The 17402-nt window shown below is 62.5% G+C and carries 16 protein-coding genes; 11 read left to right on the forward strand and 5 right to left on the reverse strand.

The window, feature by feature from the left end:
• The first annotated feature begins 17 nt into the window (after window positions 1–17).
• From ACWFSR_RS09770 to ACWFSR_RS09800, 7 genes are all read left to right on the forward strand, one after another.
• Window positions 18–869, forward strand: a complete 852-nt coding sequence (locus tag ACWFSR_RS09770) for a MurR/RpiR family transcriptional regulator (protein WP_197106065.1) — start codon at window positions 18–20, stop codon at window positions 867–869.
• Between the two features lie 124 nt (window positions 870–993).
• A complete protein-coding gene (locus tag ACWFSR_RS09775; RefSeq protein WP_197106066.1) occupies window positions 994–1674 on the forward strand; it encodes a tyrosine-protein phosphatase in 681 nt (226 codons plus the stop codon).
• Window positions 1667–2467: a metallophosphoesterase gene (locus tag ACWFSR_RS09780; protein WP_447522283.1), complete on the forward strand. Its 801-nt coding sequence runs from the start codon at window positions 1667–1669 to the stop codon at window positions 2465–2467. The genes ACWFSR_RS09775 and ACWFSR_RS09780 overlap by 8 nt, the downstream gene beginning before the upstream one ends.
• Window positions 2468–2477: 10 nt before the next feature.
• Entirely contained in the window at window positions 2478–3500 is a 1023-nt protein-coding gene (locus ACWFSR_RS09785; protein ID WP_447522284.1) for an ABC transporter substrate-binding protein, read from the forward strand.
• Window positions 3484–5199, forward strand: coding sequence for an ABC transporter permease (locus ACWFSR_RS09790; RefSeq protein WP_447522285.1), 1716 nt, complete (start codon window positions 3484–3486; stop codon window positions 5197–5199). Before ACWFSR_RS09785 ends, ACWFSR_RS09790 begins: the two co-directional genes overlap by 17 nt.
• A gap of 11 nt (window positions 5200–5210) precedes the next feature.
• Complete coding sequence (locus ACWFSR_RS09795) at window positions 5211–6317, forward strand: ABC transporter ATP-binding protein (RefSeq protein ID WP_447522286.1); 1107 nt, start codon at window positions 5211–5213, stop codon at window positions 6315–6317.
• Between the two features lie 42 nt (window positions 6318–6359).
• Complete coding sequence (locus tag ACWFSR_RS09800; protein WP_197106071.1) at window positions 6360–6926, forward strand: histidine phosphatase family protein; 567 nt, start codon at window positions 6360–6362, stop codon at window positions 6924–6926.
• Window positions 6927–6962: 36 nt separating this feature from the next.
• Here ACWFSR_RS09800 and smc read toward each other — a convergent pair whose 3' ends face one another.
• Window positions 6963–10595, reverse strand: coding sequence for a chromosome segregation protein SMC (gene smc, locus ACWFSR_RS09805; RefSeq protein ID WP_447522287.1), 3633 nt, complete (start codon window positions 10593–10595; stop codon window positions 6963–6965).
• 243 nt (window positions 10596–10838) lie between these two features.
• Here smc and ACWFSR_RS09810 point away from each other — a divergent pair, with 243 nt between their 5' ends.
• Entirely contained in the window at window positions 10839–11909 is a 1071-nt protein-coding gene (locus ACWFSR_RS09810) for an N-acetyltransferase family protein (protein WP_447522288.1), read from the forward strand.
• On the opposite strand, the gene mutM is transcribed toward ACWFSR_RS09810, so the two are convergent.
• The 4 genes from mutM to ACWFSR_RS09830 are packed head-to-tail and all read right to left on the reverse strand — an operon-like array spanning window position 11906 to window position 14346.
• Window positions 11906–12820, reverse strand: coding sequence for a bifunctional DNA-formamidopyrimidine glycosylase/DNA-(apurinic or apyrimidinic site) lyase (gene mutM, locus ACWFSR_RS09815; protein ID WP_447522289.1), 915 nt, complete (start codon window positions 12818–12820; stop codon window positions 11906–11908). The genes ACWFSR_RS09810 and mutM overlap by 4 nt on opposite strands.
• Window positions 12821–12825: 5 nt before the next feature.
• Window positions 12826–13527 (reverse strand): ribonuclease III, encoded by a 702-nt coding sequence (gene rnc, locus ACWFSR_RS09820; RefSeq protein ID WP_197106075.1) that lies wholly within the window; start codon window positions 13525–13527, stop codon window positions 12826–12828.
• A 25-nt stretch (window positions 13528–13552) separates the two neighbouring features.
• Window positions 13553–13756, reverse strand: coding sequence for a 50S ribosomal protein L32 (gene rpmF, locus ACWFSR_RS09825; RefSeq protein WP_009772721.1), 204 nt, complete (start codon window positions 13754–13756; stop codon window positions 13553–13555).
• 2 nt (window positions 13757–13758) lie between these two features.
• Entirely contained in the window at window positions 13759–14346 is a 588-nt protein-coding gene (locus tag ACWFSR_RS09830; protein ID WP_307783833.1) for a YceD family protein, read from the reverse strand.
• A 264-nt stretch (window positions 14347–14610) separates the two neighbouring features.
• Between ACWFSR_RS09830 and ACWFSR_RS09835 the strand changes: the two genes are divergently transcribed.
• Genes ACWFSR_RS09835 through ACWFSR_RS09845 form a run of 3 tightly spaced genes read left to right on the forward strand, consistent with a single transcriptional unit; the run spans window position 14611 to window position 17400 of the window.
• On the forward strand, window positions 14611–15615 hold the full coding sequence (locus tag ACWFSR_RS09835) for a putative F420-0 ABC transporter substrate-binding protein (RefSeq protein WP_447522290.1): 1005 nt from the start codon (window positions 14611–14613) through the stop codon (window positions 15613–15615).
• Window positions 15608–16618 carry a putative F420-0 ABC transporter permease subunit gene (locus ACWFSR_RS09840; protein ID WP_197106078.1) on the forward strand — a complete coding sequence of 337 codons (1011 nt, stop codon included), beginning with the start codon at window positions 15608–15610 and terminating at the stop codon, window positions 16616–16618. The genes ACWFSR_RS09835 and ACWFSR_RS09840 overlap by 8 nt, the downstream gene beginning before the upstream one ends.
• Window positions 16615–17400 carry an ABC transporter ATP-binding protein gene (locus ACWFSR_RS09845; RefSeq protein WP_197106079.1) on the forward strand — a complete coding sequence of 262 codons (786 nt, stop codon included), beginning with the start codon at window positions 16615–16617 and terminating at the stop codon, window positions 17398–17400. The genes ACWFSR_RS09840 and ACWFSR_RS09845 overlap by 4 nt, the downstream gene beginning before the upstream one ends.
• The last annotated feature ends 2 nt before the right edge of the window (window positions 17401–17402 follow it).

Raw genomic sequence — 17402 nt, forward strand, 5'->3', positions numbered from 1 at the left:
TCAGCCAAGGAGTGCGCATGAGTTCCCTAGATTCTGGAGCGTCGTCTCCCCTGCTCACTCGGTTGCGCTCAGCGCTCCCCATGCTCGGCCCGAGCGAAGGTCGAGTGGTGCAGGCACTGATCGACTCGCCCGACAGTTCTGTGGAGTGGTCGACCGCTGAGCTCGCAGCGATTGCGAGCACGTCTCCGGCGACAGTCATTCGAGCCTGCCAGAACCTCGGCTTTCGGGGGTACCAGCATCTTCGTCTCGAGCTGGCGCGCACTCCCCATCACGACAACGAGTCACCACGCCATATTGTCGCCACGATTTTTGCTGAGGCCACCGACGCTATTAGCGTGAGCCAGGAGAGCCTCAGCACTAGCGATTTCGATCACGCCACCGCCGCGCTTTCCCGCGCCGCGCGAGTGCTGATGGTGGGTACGGGGTTTTCCTCTCCGCCCATTCAGGATGCTGCACTTCGGTTTCTCACCGCCGGCCGCCCGGTTGATGCTCCCCTCGATGTTCAGGCCCAACAGTTCGCGGCGCGACTGTTGAAGGAGGGCGATGTGTGCCTCGCCGTCAGCTACTCCGGCGCCAACGCGAACACCCTCAAGGCATGCAGCGCAGCGAAAGACGGTGGCGGAGCGACGGTGATTGCGATCACGAGTTTTGCTCGCTCACCGTTGACGAGAATTGCCGATATCTCGCTCATCACCGGGCCCGTGACCCGCAACCATGATGTGGACCCCCACCTCAGCAGGATTAGTCATGGTCTGGTGCTTCATGCGCTGCAGCGGGCGGTATTTGCGCAGCCAGAAGGTGACTCCGTCATCACGTCGATGCGCGATGTCGTCGCAGACTCGCTCACCGACGGTTTCTCCACCCCCTAACGCAACTGTCGCAGTCGGTACACCGGAGCATCGCACCCCGTTTACTGCGCGTTCACTTCCGCTCGCGAAAGTCATGTGAAACGAATTTCACGCTTCGTGAAACGACGGAATGGATGACTGAGCGATGTGGACCCTGTCCGGAACATACAACCTTCGCCGCGCTGCCCATCAAGATTGGCTGTACCGCTCAGCCACACTTGATCAGCTGGAGAGCGTTGACTTTGACACTCTGCGCGCCAACGATGTCGGGCTGGTGGTAGATCTTCGCGAAGAGCGCGAACGCCCGTCACACGCCGCCTCCATCACGACAATCCACATCCCGATCTACGACCTCCCCGATGGCCCACCGCAGCTAGGCAGCATCACCTCGATCTATGAGCTCATGCTGTTTGATCGCGGCCACAAGCTCGCTGTTGCAGTATCCACAATTGCGCAGGCCGACGCCCCAGTGCTCGTCCACTGCACAGCGGGCAAAGACCGCACGGGCCTCGTCGTCGCTCTGACTCTGCTGGCCTCGGGGGTCGATGAGTCCGCGATCATTGACGATTACGCAGCATCCGGGCACCATGTTCGCCCCCGCAGACACGCTTTAGTTGCCGAGTCACTTGCCTCGTTAGACCTCAGCGGCAACGAACTCTCCGACGCCTTCGAACTCCACCTCGACAGCCCGGCAACAGCACTCGAATCCGCGCTCGCAGAGGTACGCGTTCGCTTCGGCAGCATCACGAACTATCTCCTCGCCCACGGAGTGACCACCGATGAGATCACCATGCTTGTTGATCGACGGATGGCGCATCATGCATAGCCTCGTGTTGGCGCATGTCAGCGATCCGCATGCAAGCGTTGGCGGCCCCCTCTATGGAACGGTCAACGGGGTCGACCGTCTGGATCTCGTTGCCGGTTCGCTCGCTGCGATGGGGGTGAGACCCGACGCCGTTATCGTCGCTGGAGATCTCGTGCAGTCCGGCCACACCGAGGCCTACAGCGATGTCGCCGCAGCGCTCACTCGGCTCGAGGCAAGCACGGGCGCGCCCGCGCTTGTCGTGCCGGGCAACCATGACCACCCTCTGGCTTTTCTCACTCTGCCGCAGTCCGCGAGCGTGAACCGGCGCATTGTTCATATCGGCCAGACCCGTTTCGCACTACTCGATTCAAGTTCCGGCAGCCTCGGCACAGCTCAACTCCGTTGGCTCGCACAGCAACTGAGCGAACCGGCGGCTGGGGGCACGGTTCTCGTGTTGCACCACCCTCCCGTGCCGTCTCCGCTGCCCTCGCTCGCCGGCCGAGAGCTGAGCGACGCCGACGAATTGGCCGCTGTCATCGCGACAACCGATGTGCGACTCATTCTCGCCGGCCACTTTCACCACTCTCTGAGCGCTCAGCTCGCCGGCATTCCAGTCTCCGTGAGCCCCGCACTGTCGTACCAACAAGACCCGACGGCAGCAGCAGAACAAGTGTGCGGAGTGGATTTGCCCGCCTATTCACTCATCCGCCTCCACGAACGCGGCCACAGCGTCGTCTCAATTCCCCTGCACGCCTCCGAAATTCTCTTCACTTCTCACTCCCGCAATGTCACCGCAGTATCCACCCTCACCTGAAAGAAGAATCATGTTTCTAGCACGAAAGCCCCTCACGCTTGTTGCGTTCGCCGCACTCGCCGGTGTTTCACTGACCGGCTGCGCGACCGCCGCAGAGTCGTCCACAAATTCAAGCGCTGACGCAGCAAGCATCACTCTCTACACCTCCGAACCCCAAGAAAAGATCGACGAGATCATCGCCGCTTTTGCGGAGCAACAGCCCAACATCAGTGTTGAAGTATTCCGCGCCGGTACCGGCGATCTGACCGCCCGCATTGAAGCAGAACGCGTCGCTGGCGACATCCAGGCAGATATTTTGCTCGCGGCCGATGCTCCCACCTTCGAGGCTTACGCCGCGGAAGATCTTCTGCTTGAGTTCGAATCGTCAGAAGCACAGAACATCAATCAAGACCTCATCGATCCTGAGGGGTTCTACGTCGGAACGCGCATCATCCCGACTGCGATCGCCTACAACACCGAACTCGTCGAGACTCCGCCGTCATCGTGGCAAGAGCTTGCCGACCCGCAGTGGGCCGACAAGATCGTGATGCCTAACCCTGATGTCTCCGGAGCCGCGGCGTTCAACGCTGCAGTCTGGTACAACGACGACAAACTCGGTAAGGAGTGGCTCGAGAAGCTCGCAGCCAACAATCCCGTCATCGTCGACAGTAACGGGCCTACGTCGCAGGCCATCGCCACGGGAACCCAGCCCGTTGGCGCGGTCGTGGACTACCTTGTCCGCGAGCTAGCCGAAGCCGGCTCGCCCATCGCGGTGTCATACCCGAGTGACGGTGTGCCTTACGTGTCTCAGCCAGCGGGAATCTTCGCCAGTACCGACGAGCCCGAAGCCGCGCAACTGTTCATCGACTTTCTGCTGAGCGTTGAGGGCCAGACGATGGCGGTAGCGCAGTCCTACCTGCCTGTTCGCAACGACGTCGGCACTCCCGAGGGAGCGCCCTCGATGGACGAGATCCTTATCGTGACGCCCGACCTCGACATCATCAGCGAAAGTCGCGCAGAAGCAGTGGCGTACTTCAATGACCTCATCGGTTAGCAACACTGTTCGGGGCCTGGTCGTTCGCGACCGGGCCCCCTCCGGCGCGCCATTCCACCGGACTCCACGCCGGCCAGACGGGCGCGCATTCCGCTGGGATGGCGTTAGCTGGCTCCGGGTAGCAGCGTGGCTGTTCTGCCTGGGTGTCATCGTCACCCCACTCAGCGCTATCGCCATTCAGGCATTTTCCGGCAATCATCTCCCCTTATTGCTGCAGGGCGACGTGCTTGAGGCAGGGCTCAATAGCCTCATTTCTGCAGGCCTGTCGGCTGCAGGAGCAGTCGCACTCGGTCTCGCGTTAGCACTGGTGCTCGACCGCACTGACCTTCCCGGAGCGCGCGTGCTGCGTCTCTTCATGCTGACCCCACTGCTGGTACCACCATTTGTCGGAGCGATCGCGTGGCTCGGAATCGCCGGCCCGGCCGCCCCCGTTAACCGTTTCTGGTCGGCGACGTTCGGCTCACCACTCTGGAACATTTACGGTGGCGACGGCGTGGTGTTTCTCCTCATCGTTCACTCATATCCGATCGCCTACCTCATCATCGGCGCGGCGTTGAGACGCGTTCCCAGCGACCTTGAACAACTCGCGAGAATTGGCGGCGCTGGGGCCTGGACTGCGGTTCGCCATATAACCATTCCTCTGTTGAAACCAGCGCTGCTTTCTGCGTTTACGCTGACGCTTGTCTCGAATCTGGCTGACTTCGGTATCCCCTCGATCATTGGGCTGCCCGAGCGTTATGTAACCCTCTCAACGCTCGTCTACCGCTACATTCAATCCGGCACCGTGGATGCTCCGCTCGAGGTCGTTTCGACCATCGGGCTCCTTCTACTCGTGCTGGCCGCGCTCGCCGTGTTCGCCGACAATCTCGTCTCGCGGCGCAAACTTGAGCTCGAGGCGGGGGCAACAGTGGCCGTTCCCGTGCAGTTAGGCCGAGCGAAGCTCCTCACGACTGTGATCGCGTGGACTGTGGGACTGTCCTTGACCGCTCTGCCCATCTTCGCCTTGGCCACGCAGGCGCTGCTTCCGGCTCCAGGAGTTCCCTTGACCTGGGAGAATCTCACGCTCGATAGCTTCCGCCGGGCGCTGGCTAGCCCCAGCACCACGACCGGAGCGCTCAATTCCTTAGTGCTCTCCGTCGCGGCAGGAGTCATCTGTGCGATTGTCGGGCTCACTATCGGAACGCTCATCACCCGCCTGCGCAGCCGAGACAATGCTCTGCTCAACGGTGTGGCGCTGCTTCCTCAAGCGATTCCCGGACTCGTGCTCGCCGTCGGCTGGCTCATTATTGCTCCGCAGTTGGGCTTGTTCAACACTCCATGGCTCATCCTGTGCGCCTATGTCATGGCGTTCCTCGCGATGGTGGTGCAGTCCGTCAACGCGCCGCTACGTTCGACCCCGCTCGCGCTGGAAGAAGCCGCTCGCTTGGCGGGAGCGAGCCGCGCTCGCGCGCTCTTCGATATCTCGTGGCGACTCGCGACACCGGCGGCAATAACCGGCGGCGTGCTCGTGATGCTCACCGCGGTTCGCGAACTCACCATTTCTGTACTCCTCGTAGCACCCGGTTCTCAAACCATCGGGGTGCTGATTTTCAACCTTCAACAGGCGGGTGCGTACAACGCGGCATCCGCTCTCTCGCTCATCATCACGATTATCGGACTTGCCGGACTCGGGCTCACCGCTCGCGGCATCCGTGCTTAGAAAGGAAATCCATGTCTTCGATAGCCCTCAACGACGTCAGCTTGCGATTTGCCGACGGAACCCGCGGCCTCGACGCCATCGACCTCACGATCGCCGATGGAGAATTTGTGGCGTTGGTAGGCCCGAGCGGTTCAGGAAAAACGACCTTGCTCCGCAGCATCGCCGGCTTTATCGCTCCTACCCGGGGCGACATCCGCATCGGCGGCGAGGTGGTTGCGGGCGAGAAAACTTTCGTGCAACCAGAAAACCGCAAGCTCGGCATGGTCTTCCAACAGCACGCAATTTGGCCCCACTGGGATGTCGCACGGAACGTGGGCTACTCACTCAAGCTTGCAGGACAACCGCGGGCCGCACGCGCTGCACGGGTGTCTGAGGTGCTTGAACTCGTTGGCCTCGCAGGGATGGAGAAACGCAATCCGGCCACTTTGTCTGGCGGGCAACGACAGCGCGTCGCGCTGGCTCGCGCATTGGCGTCCACGCCGCGGGTATTGCTTCTTGACGAGGCGCTCTCCGCGCTAGACGAACCTTTGCGCGACAGGCTTCGCCTCGAATTGCGCAGCCTCACGCGGGCAATGGGTCTCACCGTTGTGCACGTCACTCACGACCGTGACGAGGCGTTGGCCCTCGCTGATCGCGTTGTGGTGCTCGATCAGGGACGCATACAACAGGTCGGCACACCCGAGCAGCTGGTCCACGAGCCACGCACAGCCTTTATCGCCAGCTTTTTGAGTGACGCGACGGTGATTCCGGGCCGAATGACGGATCACGGTTTCACGGCCGATGATCACCTGCTCCGGATCGCCCGTGACCGCATTGAGGGCGGCCACGGTGATGGCGCGGGATCTGTCGCCATCCTCCCGGGAGACATCACACTGCACCCCGCGACGGGAGATGGGCCTCAGGGAATCGTCGTCTCGTCACTATTCGGACGCGAGGGAAGCGACGTCGTGGTTACCTGGAATGGAATCGATTTTCGATGCCTTGTGCCGGGACCACGGCCGACCGTAGGCGAGCGCTATAGCATCGCCGTCAGCCGCGCGCTCTACTACCCTGCCGACCCTTCGGGCGCGCCTCAACGACAGCCAACCGCACTAGCGTTGTCACATCCCGCCAGCTGACTCTGAAACAATCGTTCAAGAACTTCCGAAGAAAAGAGCTCCATGACCATCTCATTGATTCGCCACGGCCAAACCGACTGGAACGCTGCCGGACGCATGCAAGGTTCCAGCGACATTCCCCTCAACGACACCGGTCGCGAGCAGGCGCGGGAGGCCGTAGAGGTATTGCGGGGCTCCGAGTGGGACGTCATCGTCAGCTCTCCCCTACAGCGTGCCCGCGAAACTGCCCAGATCATCGCCGACGGTTTGGGTCTCGAGCTCGGTCGCAGCTACGACCTGCTTATTGAGCGCAACTATGGCGAAGGCGAGGGCCTCACCACCCCTGAGATCAACGAACGCTGGCCCAACCACAGCGGCTACCCCGGACTCGAATCGCTCCATGACGTCGTCGAGCGCGGAATCGCCGCCCTCAACGAGGTGACCCAGGACTACCCCGGCAAAAAGGTGATCGTCGTGTGCCACGGCACGATCATCCGCTACACGCTTTCGCAACTGGCCGGTCGTGACTTCGACCACATTCTCAATGGCTCGGTATCGACGGTCGAAAAGCTGCACACGGGCTGGTGCGTGCACACCGTCAACGGCGAACCGCTCTCGCGCGTCGACTAGCAGTCATCGCTCATCACGAGCGATCACTCTCACGATCTAGCTCGCGTCGACTGACGCCGTCTCTTTCGCGACGCGCTGGCCCACGACGGCGCTGATGCCATCGGCACGCATGCTGACGCCGTAGAGGGCATCCGCGATTTCCATCGTGCGCTTTTGGTGGGTAATGACGATGAGCTGGCTGGTCTGGCGCAAGTCTTCAAAGATCGCCAGCAGGCGGCCAAGGTTGGCGTCGTCGAGCGCCGCTTCAACCTCATCCATGATGTAGAACGGGCTGGGGCGCGCCTTGAAGATGGCGATCAGCAGCGCGACGGCGGCCAACGACCGCTCACCACCGCTCAGCAGTGAGAGGCGCTCGATCTTCTTGCCGGCCGGCTTCACCGTGACTTCGATTCCTGTGGTCAACAGTTCGTCGGGGTTGGTGAGGAAGATGCTTCCGGTGCCACCGGGGAACAGCACCGGGAAGACATCGTTGAACGCGTTCTTGGTGTCTTCGAATGCGCTCGCGAAGATGACCTGCATCTTTTCATCGAGCTCGTCGATGATTGTCAGCAGGTCCTTACGCGTGTTCGTGAGGTCGGTGAGTTGCTCGGTCAAGAACTTGTGGCGCTGCTCGAGCGCATCAAACTCTTCGAGAGCGAGCGGGTTGACCCGGCCAAGGCGCGCAAGTTTGCGTTCGGCCTTTTGCAGGCGAACCTCTTGTTCGGCACGTACAAACGGTCGGCCGGATGCCACGGGCTCAGCGTTCTCGTCTGGCTCGGGTGTTGCGGGGCTCGCGTCAGATTCCGTGGCAGCGGAGTTCTCGTCGGGCTCCGCGACGGCGGCGCTCTCGGCCGCTTCGTCGTTCACCCGGTCATCGGGAACGGGCACCTCAGGGCCATATTCCGCCACAAGTACGTCTTCGACGAGTCCGAGTTCTTCGCCCGAGCGTTCGAGGAGACTGGAGAGGTGCAGTTTCTTTTCGTAGATCTGCATTTCAAGGCCGTGGACGCTTTCGCTGACCGCCGAAAGGCGTTCACGCAATGCCGATTCTTCGCGGCGCAGAGTGGAGAGCTCTTCGTTCTGGGCCGAGCGCGCCGCTTCCTTCGAGGCAAGAACAACGCGCGCTTCGGAGAGCGAACGATCAACCGAGTCGAGCACCGCGGGAAGCATCTCTACGACCTTGGTCGCGGAGGCGATCTGACGTTGACGAATAACGGCAAGTCGCGCCTGCTCTTGGGCTGCTTCGCGCTCGCGCACCAGCTGGGCGGCGAGTTGTTCAGCGCGGGCACGCTCGGCGCGCACTCGCTCGCGGATGGTCTCCATTTGGATGCGCAACTCGACTTCGTGGGCCCGAGCGGCATCCACTTCGGCCAGCATCGGTTCGCGTTCGGAGACGTCGAGCATGGGGCGCGGAGCAGCCTGGTACTTGTCGGCGGCAGTCTGGGCGCGAGCCACTTCGGTGGTGGCGTCGGCCACGGCTTCTTCGGCAACAGCGACCGCGCGAGCAAGACGGTCGCACTCGGCTTGGGCGGCTTCAGCCTGAATCCGGTGGCGACCGAGCAACTCGGACTGCGCGGCAAGCTGGGCGTCGTATTCGCGCAAGGTTACGAGGGCTTGTTCAGCATCCGTCTTCGCGGAGGTGAGCTCGCGGCGCTTCTCGTCGAGTTCGAAGCTCGTGCGCTCGATCTGGGTCGTGACAACGCCGAGTTTGTCGGCGGCGGCATCCCGCTCAGCAACAAGTTCGAGGCGAGAGCGCTTCGCACCGGAGCCGCCGCGCAGCACGAACTGCGTGAGCACGTCTCCGTCACGGGTCACGAAAGTGAGATCGGCGGCGTTCGAGAGCGAGCCATAGGCGGCGCGGGCGACCTCAAGGTCGTCGGCGATGAGAACGTGGGTGAGGAGACCGTGCACTCCGTCGGGGGCCGTGACGACGTCGGTGGCGGGAATGGTTCCGGCCGCCGTTCCGAGCGATACGGTCTGCTTCGCGGCGTTGGCCACAACGACTTCAACGCGACCGAAGTCGCGCGAAGCAGACTCGGCGAGCGCATCAATGGCCGAATCGCGGTCATCGGCAAGTACGGCATCCGCAAGCGTGCCGAGAGCGGCAGCGATGGCCGCTTCGTAGCCGGGCGTGATCTTCACGTGTTCAGCAACGAGACCGCGGATGCCCGAAAGCTTGGCAGCGACGAGAGCGCTTGAGCCGTCTTTCTGGTCAACCGCGAGGGATAGCGCCGAGTTGCGGGCGGCCAAGGCATCGCGCTCGCGCTCGGAGGCGTGGAGGGCTTCGCGGAGGGCTTCAATCTCGGCCTGAATGCTCGAAACTGTGGCTTCGGCGGCCTCGTAGGCGGTGTCGAGCGAGCCATCACTTTCGACGGTCGAGTTGCTGGCCTGGGTTTCGAGAGCCTCAAATTCGGCCTGGGCTGCCTCTCGACGCGACTGGGCTTCGGCGAGCGCCTGCTGCTGACGCACGAGTTCACCCTGCGCTGCAGTCAGAGTGGAGGTGGCGACTTCAACGCGAGCGGTGAGACCGGCGCTCTCCAACTCGTGACGCGATACGAGCGCACTCTGCGCGGCGATTTCTTCGTCGAGGGAGTCGAGCGCGGCCTTCGCTGTCGCGGTTGCCGCAGCGGCTGCGGCGACGGCCTTCTCGGCATCCGCAACGCCGGTCGCGAGCTCATCGGCGCCGGCCTTAACTTCGTCGACGAGGGTCTGACTGACGCTGTTGCTGGAAACGGGCGCATCGCTCTGCTGCCCGAGCAACGACAGTCGCTGGTTCGCGAGCGTGTAGAGGCTACGCAAGCGTTCTTGCACCGACTCAAGGCCGAAAGCCACGCGGCGGGCTTCATCTACTTCGCCACCGACTTGGGCTTGCTCAAGTCGGGCTTCGCGCAGTTTGTTTTGGTCGAGCTGCTCCTGCAGCACGATGCGCTGCGTTTTGCGTTCGCTCTCGCTGCGGCTGAAATCGTTGATGCTCGAGCGCAGTTCAACGACCTCGTCGGCGAGGAGGCGGGCGCGAGCATCCCGCACGATCGAAGCAATCGAGGCCGCTTCTTTGGCAATCTCGGCCTGCTGACCGAGGGGCTTGAGCTGACGACGGATCTCCCCCGCCAAGTCGGAGAGACGCGTGAGGTTCGCCTGCATCGCGTCGAGCTTGCGCAGCGTCTTCTCTTTGCGACGACGGTGCTTGAGGATGCCGGCTGCTTCTTCGATGAAGCCGCGACGGTCTTCGGGGCTGGCGTGCAACACCGCATCCAGCTGGCCTTGACCAACAATGACGTGCATTTCGCGGCCGAGACCGGAGTCGCTGAGGAGCTCTTGAACGTCGAGCAGTCGGCACGAGCTGCCGTTGATCGCATATTCGCTGCCGCCGTTGCGGAACAGGGTGCGGCTGATGGTGACTTCGCTGTACTCAATCGGCAGCGCGCCATCCGCATTATCGATCGTGAGGATGACCTCGGCACGACCCAGCGGTCCCTTGGTGGCGGTTCCGGCAAAGATGACGTCTTCCATCTTGCCGCCGCGCAAAGTTTTGGCACCCTGCTCGCCCATGACCCAGGCGAGAGCATCCACCACATTCGACTTGCCCGAACCATTGGGGCCGACGACACACGTCACGCCCTGTTCGAACGCAAAAGTGGTCGGTTGAGCGAACGACTTGAACCCCTTGAGGGTCAAACTTTTGAGGTACACGTCACCGCCCGGTCGTTGCTGGTCTCAGCGTTAGTTAAATTCCTGACCAAGTTGCTGGTCAGAACCTTGCTATACGGTACCGGATGCGCGGGGCCCGGCCGTTCTGCCGCGCAGGCATCGCGGCTCGCGTCAGCGTCACGCGCCATGAGTGCCTCGCTGCACCTGGCTCTAGCGCGCTGCGGACTCGCGGCGTATTCTGGTCGGCTACCTCCGTAGCGCTTAGCCCCGCAGATTGGTGCGCTCATGTCAGAGATAGACATTTCGGCCCTCGAGATTCCCCTCGCGCTCTCTGCCGATGGATCGGATGACTTCACCGCGGCAACCGCGTTGCGCAATGAGACCGACGAGATATTGCAGCATTACCCCGAGCTGGCGCACGACCCGCTTGTCTCCCTCGTGACCTGGCAGCCCAATGCGTTCGAAGACCGACGGATGCTCGTCGCCCTCGATCAGGACCGCATTGTGGGCCGTGGCGACTACAGCACGAACGTCGGCGAGGATGCGGATACAGCGTGGATCGAAGCGTACGTGCATCCCGCTTATCGACGTCGCGGTATCGGCAGCCGACTGCTGACCGAACTTGAAACGATTGCGGCGGATGCGGGTAAGCGCAAAGTTCACGTCTACGTCTCAAGCGTGCCCACTGATGGCGCGCTACTGGACTCCCCCACAGGCTTTGGCACCGTTCCTCGTGACGGTGCCGGCACTCAGTTTCTGCAGTCGCAGCAGTACAGCTTCGAGCAGGTTGAGCGCGTGAGCAGGCTCCCTCTCCCGGTTCCTGGCCTGCACTCCCTCGTCGACGACGCCATCACGCGGTGTAGCCGCGACTATGCCGTGCACGAGTGGGTGGGGATGTGCCCAGAACAGTGGCGCGACGACCTCGCGCTGCTCTACACGCGCATGAGTACCGACGAACCCAGTGCGGGACTCGAGCCTCCCGAAGATATCTGGACCGCAGAACGAGTGGTCGATCATGACGAACGCGAACTCGCTAGTGGAGTTACGACCGTCTACGCCGCGATTGAGCACGTAGCCTCAGCAGAATTGGTGGCATACACCGCGCTCACCGTGCCAGAGCAGCCGGAACTCGCGGTGCTCCAAGACAATACGATCGTCCTGAGCGAGCACCGCGGTCACCGCCTCGGCAACCTGCTCAAGGTGTTGAATCTGGCGCATCTCCAACGAGTTGCGCCCGGCCATCCCTCGGTCATCACCTACAACGCGGCGGAGAATCTCCCCATGCTCTCGGTGAACGAAGCGGTCGGCTTTGTTCCCATCGGTTCTGAAGGCGCGTGGAAGAAAGAGTTACGCTAGCTCGCAGACTGACTCACGCGAATGCGCTGGCAGAACCTACAGAAGTGCGAGCCGCGGTTCATGAAGCTCTCACGCACGACTTCACGACCGCAGCGCGGGCACGCCCGCCCCTGCTGACCGTAGACGTTGAGCGAGTGCGCGAAGTAGCCCGACTCGCCGTTCACGTTGAGGTACTGGGTGTCGAAGCTCGTGCCGCCCTCGGCCAAGGCCTTCGAAAACACCGCCCGCACTTCCGCAAGCAACTGCACCGCTTTCGCGCGGCTGAGGGTCTCGGTGGGCTGGTTGTAGTGCACGCGCGCGGCCCAGAGCGCTTCGTCGGCGTAGATATTGCCGACCCCGCTGATCAGGGTCTGATCGAGCAGCGCCCGCTTCACCGTGGTGCGCTTGGCCTTGAGCGATCGCAAGAACTTGGCATCGTCGAAGAAGGGGTCGAGTGGGTCACGCGCGATGTGCGCCACTTGGCTCGGCACCGCGAAAGCGGGCTGATCAACGGTGGGCAGCATGCTGTCGATCGCCATCGAGCCGAAGATACGTTGGTCGACAAAGTTGAGGCGCAGTGCGCCGTGGTCAGGATGATCAAGTTCGATGCGAATGCGGGTGAGCCGGTCATCCGTGCTCCGATCGCGCAGAAGCACCTGCCCGCTCATGCCGAGATGCGTGACGAGGGCTTCATCCTGCGCTTCGTCACTGTCTGCCTCAGCACTGTCAGCGAGCGGAAGCCACATGAACTTGCCCCGGCGCTGAGGCGTCAGGAAAGTACGACCGGTCAGACGGTCAATGAAGTCTTCGCTCGGGCCCTCATGGCGGCGCAGTGAACGCTCGTCAAAGACGGTGACGGATGCCGCCGTCGCGCCGGTAACGGCTGATTCAAGCCCCGCGCGCACAACTTCGACTTCAGGAAGTTCGGGCACGCCAGTTACTTCGCTGCGGCTTGGAGGCTAGTCCAGGCCTCGAGCGCTGCGGCCATTTCGGCCTGCTTCTTGCTCGAGCCGATGCCGGTCGCAATGACCTCGTCGTCGAGAGCGACGCTCGCGTGAAAACGCTTGGAGTGATCGGGGCCGCTATCTTCGATGCGATAGTCGGGAGCCCCACGCCCTAGTTGGGCGGCGAGCTCTTGAAGGCTCGTCTTAGGATCCATTGCTGCACCAAACCGCTCAGGGTCGGCAAGCAACGGGGCGACGAGGCGAAGGACGAGCGCGGTAGCTTCGTCCTCGCCGAGGTCGAGGTAGGCGGCACCGATGATTGCCTCAACGGTGTCCGCCAAAATGGACGGCTTTTCGCGGCCGCCCGTCTGCTCTTCTCCCTTGCCGAGGCGAATGAACGCGCCAAGGCCGATCAGGCGCGCAATTTCAGCGAGCGCGACAGAAGAAACGAGACTAGCCCGACGCTTGGCAAGGTCTCCCTCGTCAAGCTCCGGGTTATCGCGATACAGCTTGACCGTTACTGCCTGGCCAAGAATTGAGTCACCAAGAAATTCGAGCCGCTCGTTGTGCGCGATTCCGCCGTTTTCGTACGCGAAAGAGCGGTGTGTCAACGCAAGCGTGAGCAACTCGGGGTCAATAGCGACCCCGAGCACAGCAGAGAGCTCAACCGGTGAGGCAGAGCCCGTCATCGCCATTTCGACTCGAGAATGTGAAGACTAGTTAAACGTCAGCGACCTTGCGACCCTTGTACTCCATGTACAGGGGCGTGCCAGCGGAGTCTTCGACTACCTTGGCGCGGTGCGGCAGGCTGTAAACAGTCTTGCCGTTTTCAACAGTCTTGACGAGGGTGGGAGGGGTTGCCTTCCACTGGGCGCGGCGCATGCGGGTGCTGGCCCGCGACATCTTGCGCTTCGGTACTGCCATGGCTAACTCTTTTCTTCTTGGGTCTCAGGTGAATCGTTCGCGTCGTGCGAGTTCTGGTCATGCGAGTCTTGCGTGAAATCTTGGAGGCCGGCCAACGCTGCCCAGCGAGCATCGATGGGCGCTTCGTGTTCGTGTCCTGGATTATCGAGCAACCGAACCCCACACTCGGGGCACAGGCCAAGGCAATCCTTCTGACAGACCGGCTGGAACGGTAGTGACAACACTACCGAATCCCGCACTACAGGTTCTAGATCGATGTATTCGTCGATAACCGTGTAGTCGAAAGCTTCGTCCTCAGAATACGCGAAAAGTTCTTGAAACTCGACTCGGACAGGCAGGGTGACGTCAATGAGGCAACGAACACACTCTGCTTGCGCTTTGCCCGACACCACAGCATCCACAAGAATGCCGTCGTGGAGTGACTCAAAACGGCCCTTGACGGACAGTTTCGAACCCTTTTCTACCCCAACAACGGCGGTACCAAAGGTTTCGGGTACGACGACCTGAATGGAGTGCTCTCTCATCTCGCCTGGGCGGTGAATGAGATCGCGCACCAACACGGCATACGGACTCTCGTTGATTCTAGACACGATCGTCGATTCTACCCCCGCAACGGCTCCCCTGTCGCCCCCGGTCAGCAATCGCTCAGTCAGCTAGCCCACGGATGAGCACGCCGGACCGTGTGGGTCGGAGTAGGCAGGAGGCTTTGTACCTCTCTAGACTGGTGCGACAGACCCGTGCGCTTGGTATGGCGTGGTTGGTTTGCCCAGGATTGGGCTGCCGGTCTTCTCGAAACACTTTTCGTTCTTTGTGGCGCATTCTCGCGCCCATCCACCCGTTTCTTGGAAGGCTCCATGTCTGCACTGTCTCGTTCCGTTTTGCCCCGTTCCGCGTTCTCTCGCACCGTACTACTGGCGGGGGTGTCCGTTCTTGCCTTGAGCGGATGCACTGCTGCCGCTGACGAGACGGAAACCACCTCGCCCGATGCCGCCGCGCAATCGGTTGAACTCAGCAACTGTGGCTTCGATGTCACCTTCGACTCGGCCCCCGAGCGCGTCATCACGATCAAGTCGTCAACAACCGAGATGCTTCTGGCGCTCGGCCTCGGCGATCGCATCATTGGAACCGCGTTTCAGGACGGCCCTGTGCCCGAACAGTGGGCATCCGATGCTGCGGGCCTGACCTCGATTGCTGAGCGCGTGCCGAGCGAAGAAGCCGTTCTCGATCTCGAGCCCGACCTTGTCTTTGCCGGGTGGGAATCAACGTTCAGCGCTGACGGCGCCGGCGAGCGCGCCGACCTCACTTCTCTCGGCATCAACACCTTCGTGGCTCCCTCCGCCTGCCAAAGCGCAGAACAGCCTGAACAGCTCAGCTTCGACAACGTCTTCAGCGACATCGAGACGGTTGCCTCGATCTTCCGCGTGGATGCCACCGAGATCGTCGATGAACAGCGGGCACAACTGGCCGCGATCGATGCCAATGGCGACTCCCGTACCGCGCTCTGGTTCTCCTCGGGCTCCGACACTCCCTACGTCGGCGCCGGCATCGGAGCACCGCAGCTGCTGCTCGACACAGTTGGCCTCACCAACATCGCCGGGGACATCGACTCGACGTGGGCTCCCTTCAACTGGGAAGCCGTCGTTGACGCCGACCCCGACTTCATTGTGCTCGTGGATGCCGCCTGGAACACCGCAGACAGCAAGATCGACGTGCTTGAGGCCAACCCCGCCACCGCGAACCTCAGTGCTGTGAAGGCTGGCCGTTACCTCGTGGTGCCGTTCGCGGCGAGCGAGGCCGGCGTACGCAGCGTTGACGCTGCCGAAAGCCTGTCGGCTCAAATTGCGGAGCTCGATGGCTAAAGTTTCTCCGCTCACCTTCGGCACCGCGCTGGGGATCGCACTTCTCGTGTCGATCACCATCGCGGTGACGATTGGCCCTGCCGACATCCGCTTCGATGAGGTCTGGCGCTCGATTGGGAGCCACCTCGGTATCGGAGTGAGCCCGCTCACAGAATTGCGGGATGGCATTGTGTGGCAGTTGCGTTTGCCTCGCGTGCTCACCGCTGCGGCGGTGGGTGCGGGGCTCGCGCTGAGCGGTGCGGTGATGCAGGCGATTACGCGCAACCCACTCGCCGACCCGTATTTGCTCGGGTTGTCATCGGGCGCGGCTCTGGGCGCGGTGTCAGTGATTGTGCTTGGCGCCGCCGTGTTACTTCCGTTTGCCGCCTTTGCAGGCGCGTTACTCGCGTTGACCCTCACCCTGCTGTTGGCGGGATCCCTCGGTGCGATCACCCCGTCGCGCACGGTGCTCGCCGGCATCGCTGTCTCGGCGCTTGCCTCGGCAGTCACAAGCTTTGTCATCTTCTGGAGCGTCGACGGCGACTCCTACCGGGAAGTGTTGTCGTGGCTGCTCGGCTCCCTTAGCGGAGCACGCTGGCCTGCGGTCGGCATCACCATGGTTGCCATCATCGTGATCGGAGTCCCCGTGATGCTTACGGGACGCCTGCTCGATTCCTTTGCCTTCGGCGACGTGCAGGCAGCGTCGCTCGGAGTGAACGTCAGCGCGACCCGCTGGGGACTGCTGGCGGCATCCGCCCTCGTCACCGGCGCCATGGTCTCGGTGAGCGGATCGATCGGCTTCGTGGGGCTCATCCTGCCGCATGCCGTTCGACTACTCGTAGGGCCAGGGAACCGCGCCCTGCTCCCCCTGAGCGCCCTCCTCGGCGCCGTCTTTCTCGTCTGGGCCGACACCCTTGCGCGCACACTCTTCGACCCGCGCGAGATTCCCGTCGGCATCGTCACCGCCATGATCGGTGCCCCCATCTTCGCGTTCCTCCTCACCCGGCGAAAGAGCTCAACATGAGTGACGACACCGGCCTTGTCGCCGAACGAATCCGCGTCACTATCGACGGCACCCTGCTCATCGACAACGTCGACTGCACGGTAGCGCGGGGCTCCCTCAGCGCGCTCGTCGGGCCAAACGGTGCCGGAAAATCCACCCTGCTGCGGGCCCTGACCGCCGTGCAGGCTCCGGCATCCGGAACCGTCACGTTCGGCAACGCCGACCTGCTCGGGATGCCGCGTCGCCAACGCGCGCGCCTCGCCGCGTTCGTAGAACAAGACGCCACGACCGACTCCTCCCTCACCGTCGACATGGTCGTGAAGCTCGGGCGTCTGCCGCACCAGTCACTGTGGGAGGCCGACTCCCCCGAATCCGCTGCCGTCGTGACGGCAAGCCTCGAGACCGTAGAAATGACCGCGTTCCGCGAACGCGAATTCCAGAGCCTCTCTGGTGGCGAAAAGCAACGCGTCATGCTCGCCCGCGCCCTCGCCCAAGAGCCACAGCTGCTGACCCTCGACGAACCGACCAACCACCTCGACATCGCCGCCCAACTCGCCGTGCTCGAACTGCTGTCGAGCCTGCGCACCACCGGCGTCACCGTACTCGCCGCGCTGCACGACCTCTCCCTCGCGGCGAGCTACTGCGACCACATCATCGTGCTCTCCCATGGCCGCGTCGTGGCGGCAGGCGCGACCGAAACCGTGCTGACGGAACAGCTGATCGCTGACGTGTATGGCGTCACGGCATCCATCCTTCGCAATCCGGTCACCGGCAAGCCTGTCATCGGGTTTAGCCCCGCGTAGCG

The sequence above is a fragment of the Salinibacterium sp. NYA9b genome (assembly GCF_976973725.1).